Genomic DNA, 4,940 nt, shown 5'->3' on the forward strand with positions numbered 1-4,940 from the left:
GATCAGGCCGGCCGGCGCGGTGGTGCGGCCGCGGACCATGTGCTGGTCACTGCCGCAGATGTTGGTCGCGACGCACTTCACGATCGCCCCGTCTACCTGCCGCTCGACGCGCGGCATCCGCTGCAGGTGTCCGACCCCTACGCGCTGTCCAAGCAGACCGACGAGGCGACGGCCGCGATGGTCGCGCGGCGGCACGGGATGGCGGTGACGGCGCTGCGCTTCCCTTTTCTGGGCGGGTTCGATCGGCTGGCCCGGCGGTCGGCGGAGTTCGCCGCCGCGCCGCGGTCCGGTGCGCTGGAGCTGTGGGCCTACCTGCACACGACCGATGCGGCGGCGGCCTGCCTGCTCGCGCTGACCGAGCCGCCGGCCGGCGCGCACGTGCTGTTCGTCGCCGCCCCGGAGACGCTGGCGCCGTACCCGACCGAGGAGCTGCTGACGGCGTTCCTGCCTGACGTGCCCGTGCGGGCGCGGTTTCCGGGGCGGGCGGTGCCGGTCGCGCTGGAGCCGGCGCGGCGGGTGCTGGGCTTCACAGCCGCCCATCTCCTGCCGTTAGGCTCACAGCCGCTGCCGCACGAGGAGGAACCCGTATGACCCTGGTCGAGACCCAGCCGCCGTGGGCCGCACGGGACTCGCTGCGGATCACCCGGGTGCGGGCGATCGTCACCGCGCCCGAGGCGACGCTCGTCGTGGTGCGGGTCGACACCTCCGAGGACGGGTTGTACGGGCTGGGGTGCGCGACGTTCACGCAGCGCGCCACGGCCGTGGCCGCCGTCGTCGACCATCTGGCGGAGCTGGTGGTCGGGCGGCATCCCGCGGACATCGAGGACATCACCCGCATGGTGCACCTGTCCTCCTACTGGCGGAACGGGCCCGTGCTCAACAACGCACTGTCCGGATTGGACATGGCGCTGTGGGACATCGCCGGGAAGCGCGCCGGTGCGCCCGTGTACGAGCTGCTGGGCGGGCGGGTCCGCGCGGCCGTGCCGATCTACCTGCACGCCAGCGGGGCCACCATCGGTGACACCATCGACCATGCCCGTGCGCTGATGTCCCAGGGGCTGCGGCACGTGCGCCTGCAGACCGGCGGCCCGGGTGTCGGCACATATGGCGCACCGGGCATCCCTGGCGGCTATCCGGGCGCCCCCAACCCGGACGGGTGGGACGTCGAGCAGTACCTCGCGACCACCCCTCGCCTGTTCGCCGAGGCCCGCGCCGCGCTCGGTGACGAGGTGTCGCTGCTGCACGACGTCCACAGTCGACTGACGGTGAAGCAGGCGCTGGTGCTCTGCCGGGCGCTGGAGCCGCACCGGCTGTTCTTCGTCGAGGACCCGATCGCGCCCGAGCACTACGACCGGCTGCCGGAGCTGCGGGCCGCCGCGGCCGTGCCGATCGCCGCGGGTGAGCAGGTGGGCTCGGTGCCCGACGCGGCCCGGCTGGTCACCGCCGGCGGGGTCGACCTGCTGCGGCTGCACATCTCCGCGATCGGCGGGCTGACCCCGGCCCGCAAGCTGACGGCGCTGTGCGAGCTGTCCGGCGTGCGTACCGCCTGGCACTCCCCCGCCGACGTGTCACCGGTGGGGATGGCCGCGAACCTGGCACTCGACGTGTCGAGCCACGCGTTCGGGATCCAGGAGGGCCACGTGTACGCGGACGCCGTGCACGAGGTGTTCCCGGGCACGCTGGCGCCGGTGAACGGCTACCTGACGCCGTCCGACGCGCCCGGGTGGGGCATCGACCTCGACGAGAAGGCGGCCGCGAAGTATCCGCCGCACCACTACGGACACGAGCGGTGGTCCGTCCGGATCCGCCGCCCGGACGGTGCTCTCGAGCCCCCGTGACGCCCGGTCAGGCCGCAAAGCCGTCGATGGCATCCGCCAGGTCGTCGCCGGTCAGCGGTCGCTGCAGGTCGCTGAGCAGCCGGGCCGCGGCGGGCAGCGCGTCCTGCTGGTTGGCGAGCACGACGCTCACGTGCTCCCGCTCCGGCACGAGCAGCATCGCGGCGCGGTAGCCGGGCAGGCGGCCGTTGAGGTACAGCTGCCCATGCGGGCCCACCGCCCAGCCGAGGCCGTAGGTCATGGGGTCGTCCGGCCTCGTGCGTGGGCCGCGGATCGTCTTCACGAGGACGTCGTCGGCGATGAGCCGCTCGCCGAAGGTCAGCAGGTCGGGGACGCACGACCACAGGCCGCCGCTGGGCCGGCGGGCGCGCGGGTACGCGGTGTGCGGCAGCTGCGTGTCGCCGTCCCACCCGGTGACCGCGTCGCCCGGCGTCTCGAAGGTCGTCCTGGACAGGTGCCACGGGTCCAGCAGCGTGCGCCGGACGGCGGTCTCGAAGGGCGCGTCGTGCAGGGCGGCGAGGATCGCGCCCGCCAGGAAGTAGTTCCCGTTGTAGTAGGACCATCGTGTCCCGGGCGCCCGGTCGTTGCCCGCGCCGGCCACGAGCCGGGCCGCTTCGGTGAGGGCGTCGGGCCCGTCGCCCAGGGCGGCCGCAGTGGCCGCGTCGACCGACTCGCGCAGCCCGGAGACCTGACCGAGCAGGTGTTCCACGGTGATGCCCGGGTCGGCACGCCAGTCGAGGTCCGCGAGCAGCTCCCTGACCGCGGTGTCCAACGGGATCCCGCGCTCGCGCATGGTCAGCACGAGGGCCGTCGACGTGCAGGCCTTGGTCAGCGACGCGATCCGGAACGCGGTCGCACCCGTCGCCACCTGCCTGGTGCCCGCGTTGGACACGCCCACGGCCACGTCGCCGGTCACAGGCGGATCCAGCGCGCGAACGCCACGACCTTGCCCAGGTTGACCGCCAGGTCGATCCCCTTGGCGTCGACGACCGGCTCGACGCCGCCCCAGGCCCCGGGGCCGCCGTCGGTCTCGTCCGTCAACGTCGCGACGGCGGCCGCGTCCGGTGCCCGGAAGTAGTCGTACAGAACGCCCATCATGCCTCCCCGTTCGACATGTCCCGCGGAGAAGATACGCGGCGCGGCGTGGGGAACGGGACCCGCACCAGGCCGGCCAGGACGCCGCCGACCACGAGCAGCCCGCCGAGGACGTCCGTCGGCCGGACCGGCTCGTCCAGGAGCAGGGCGGCGCCGGCGATGCCGAACAGCGGCACCAGCATGGCGAACGGAGCGATCGTCGAGGCGCCGTACCGGCCGATCAGATGTCCCCAGGCGGCGAAGCCGGCGAGCGTGGCGGCACCGGCGACGAAGAGCACGGCGAAGACGGCCGACGGAGTGACGGAACGGAGCGCCGCCAGGTCGGTGGCCGGGCCGTCGACGAGCAGCGACAGCGCGATCAGCCAGGGTGCGGCCAGGGCGCTGACCCAGACCATGAAGCGGAGCATGTCGGTCGCGCCGGCCTTGCGGGTGGCGATGTTCGACAGTCCCCAGGCGGCGGCCGCGGCGATCACGAGGGCGAACGCGCCGCCCGGCAGGTCGCTGCCGAGACCGGCGCCCACGACGACCACACCGGCGGCCGCGACCGCGAGACCCACGACGCGGCGCCGGCCCGGCCGCTCCTTCAGCAGCACGACGGCCAGGACGACGGTGAAGACGGCCTGGCTCTGCAGGATTAGCGACGAGAGCCCGGCCGGCATGCCGGCCGCCATGCCGGCGAACAGCAGCGAGAACTTGGTGACGCCGAGCGCCAGGGCGACGGCCAGCACCCACCGCCACGGCACCCGCGGCCGCCCGACGAAGAAAATGGCGGGAACCGCGGCGAGGGTGAACCGCAAGGCGTTGAACATGAGCGGCGGGAAGCGGTCGAGTCCGACCCGGATGACGACGAAGTTGACGCCCCAGAGCGCGGCCACCCCGACGGCGAGAGCGATGTCGCGTGGTTTCACGCCGTCATCGTCCGGGCTCCGGACGCTTAAGCACCAGCGAGCTTTCCTTCACCGACCGGGTAGCCTCACTACATGATCGAGGTGGGTCGGCTGCGCGCGCTGGACGCCGTGGCCAGCTACGGTACCGTCCTGGCGGCCAGCGGGGCGCTGCACTGCACGCCGTCGGCCGTGTCGCAGCAGCTCGGCAAGCTGGAGCGGGAGACCGGCACCACACTCGTCGAGAAGGACGGCCGGCGCATCCGCCTCACCGAGGCGGGCCGGGTGCTGGCGACGCACGCGGCCAAGGTGCTGGCGGCGCTCGACGAGGCCGAGGCGGCGCTGGCCGCGCAGCGCGACACGGTCACTGGCCGGGTGACGGTGGCGGCGTTCGCCACGGCCTGCCGCGGCCTGCTCCCCTACGCCCTGCACCGCCTGGCGGCGGACCACCCGTCGCTACGCACGGGCCTGGTCGAAGGCGACCCGCACCACGCCCTCGACCTGCTCCAGCGCGGCCACGTCGACCTGGCGGTCCTCGACGACTGGCCGGAGGCGGCGATCACCTTCCCGCCGGGCATCGCGTCGACCGAGCTGGGCCTGGACATCGCGGACCTGGTGGTCCCGACGGGCCACCGCCTGGCAACGGCGACGACCCCGGTCCGCCGCGACCAGCTACGCGGCGAACGCTGGATCGCGGCACCACCGGGCGCGATCTGCTACGAGTGGCTCCTGCGCGTGCTCCCCGGCGTGGCACCGGACTTCCTGGTCGGCGAGTTCGAAACCCAGCTCACCCTGGTCGCCGCCGGGCTGGGCGTGGCGATGCTGCCCCGCCTGGCCCGCCCGACCCTCCCGGCCGGTGTGGTCGCGGTCCCGGTCGCCCCACGCCCGACCCGCCGGGTCACGGTCGCCTGGCGCGCGGCCTCGGCGGCCCGCCCGGCGATCAGCGCCACGGTCACGGCCCTCCGCGCCTCCTGGGACCGGGGCCACGTCCCCGGTGCCGACGCAAACGGCTGACGGTCTGCTCACACGTTCTTGCCCACGGCCGGCGGGACGCGGTTGCATCGGTACAACGACGTCGCCTACGTGACCGACTACTCGCCCGACTCCGGCACACCGCAGGTGTTCC

At 73.9% G+C, this 4,940-nt stretch carries 6 protein-coding genes; 3 read left to right on the forward strand and 3 right to left on the reverse strand.

Going from position 1 to position 4,940, the window contains the following annotated elements; genetic code table 11:
- The first annotated feature begins 126 nt into the window (after positions 1-126).
- Positions 127-591, forward strand: a complete 465-nt coding sequence (locus AB0H87_RS38010) for a hypothetical protein (RefSeq protein WP_360157413.1) — start codon at positions 127-129, stop codon at positions 589-591.
- Complete coding sequence (locus tag AB0H87_RS38015) at positions 588-1,838, forward strand: enolase C-terminal domain-like protein (protein WP_360157416.1); 1,251 nt, start codon at positions 588-590, stop codon at positions 1,836-1,838. Before AB0H87_RS38010 ends, AB0H87_RS38015 begins: the two co-directional genes overlap by 4 nt.
- 7 nt (positions 1,839-1,845) lie before the next feature.
- Here the strand turns inward: AB0H87_RS38015 and AB0H87_RS38020 are convergent, their stop codons facing one another.
- Genes AB0H87_RS38020 through AB0H87_RS38030 form a run of 3 tightly spaced genes read right to left on the reverse strand, consistent with a single transcriptional unit; the run spans position 1,846 to position 3,838 of the window.
- A complete protein-coding gene (locus tag AB0H87_RS38020; protein WP_360157419.1) occupies positions 1,846-2,751 on the reverse strand; it encodes a serine hydrolase domain-containing protein in 906 nt (301 codons plus the stop codon).
- Positions 2,748-2,930, reverse strand: coding sequence for a hypothetical protein (locus AB0H87_RS38025; RefSeq protein ID WP_360157422.1), 183 nt, complete (start codon positions 2,928-2,930; stop codon positions 2,748-2,750). Before AB0H87_RS38025 ends, AB0H87_RS38020 begins: the two co-directional genes overlap by 4 nt.
- The gene (locus tag AB0H87_RS38030; protein ID WP_360157425.1) at positions 2,930-3,838 is read right to left on the reverse strand and encodes an EamA family transporter; all 909 of its coding nucleotides are present in this window, start codon (positions 3,836-3,838) and stop codon (positions 2,930-2,932) included. The genes AB0H87_RS38025 and AB0H87_RS38030 overlap by 1 nt, the downstream gene beginning before the upstream one ends.
- 72 nt (positions 3,839-3,910) lie before the next feature.
- Between AB0H87_RS38030 and AB0H87_RS38035 the strand changes: the two genes are divergently transcribed.
- Positions 3,911-4,828 (forward strand): LysR family transcriptional regulator, encoded by a 918-nt coding sequence (locus AB0H87_RS38035; protein WP_360157428.1) that lies wholly within the window; start codon positions 3,911-3,913, stop codon positions 4,826-4,828.
- Positions 4,829-4,940: the final 112 nt, after the last annotated feature.

It is taken from the genome of Asanoa sp. NPDC050611 (assembly GCF_040654855.1).
Classification (GTDB): domain Bacteria; phylum Actinomycetota; class Actinomycetes; order Mycobacteriales; family Micromonosporaceae; genus Asanoa.

Bases quoted from the DNA above. Each gene is read 5' to 3' on its own strand.
- AB0H87_RS38035 (WP_360157428.1), top strand. From the start codon at position 3,911: ATGATCGAGGTGGGTCGGCTGCGCGCGCTGGACGCCGTGGCCAGCTAC.
- AB0H87_RS38025 (WP_360157422.1), bottom strand. From the start codon at position 2,930: ATGGGCGTTCTGTACGACTACTTCCGGGCACCGGACGCGGCCGCCGTC.
- AB0H87_RS38015 (WP_360157416.1), top strand. From the start codon at position 588: ATGACCCTGGTCGAGACCCAGCCGCCGTGGGCCGCACGGGACTCGCTG.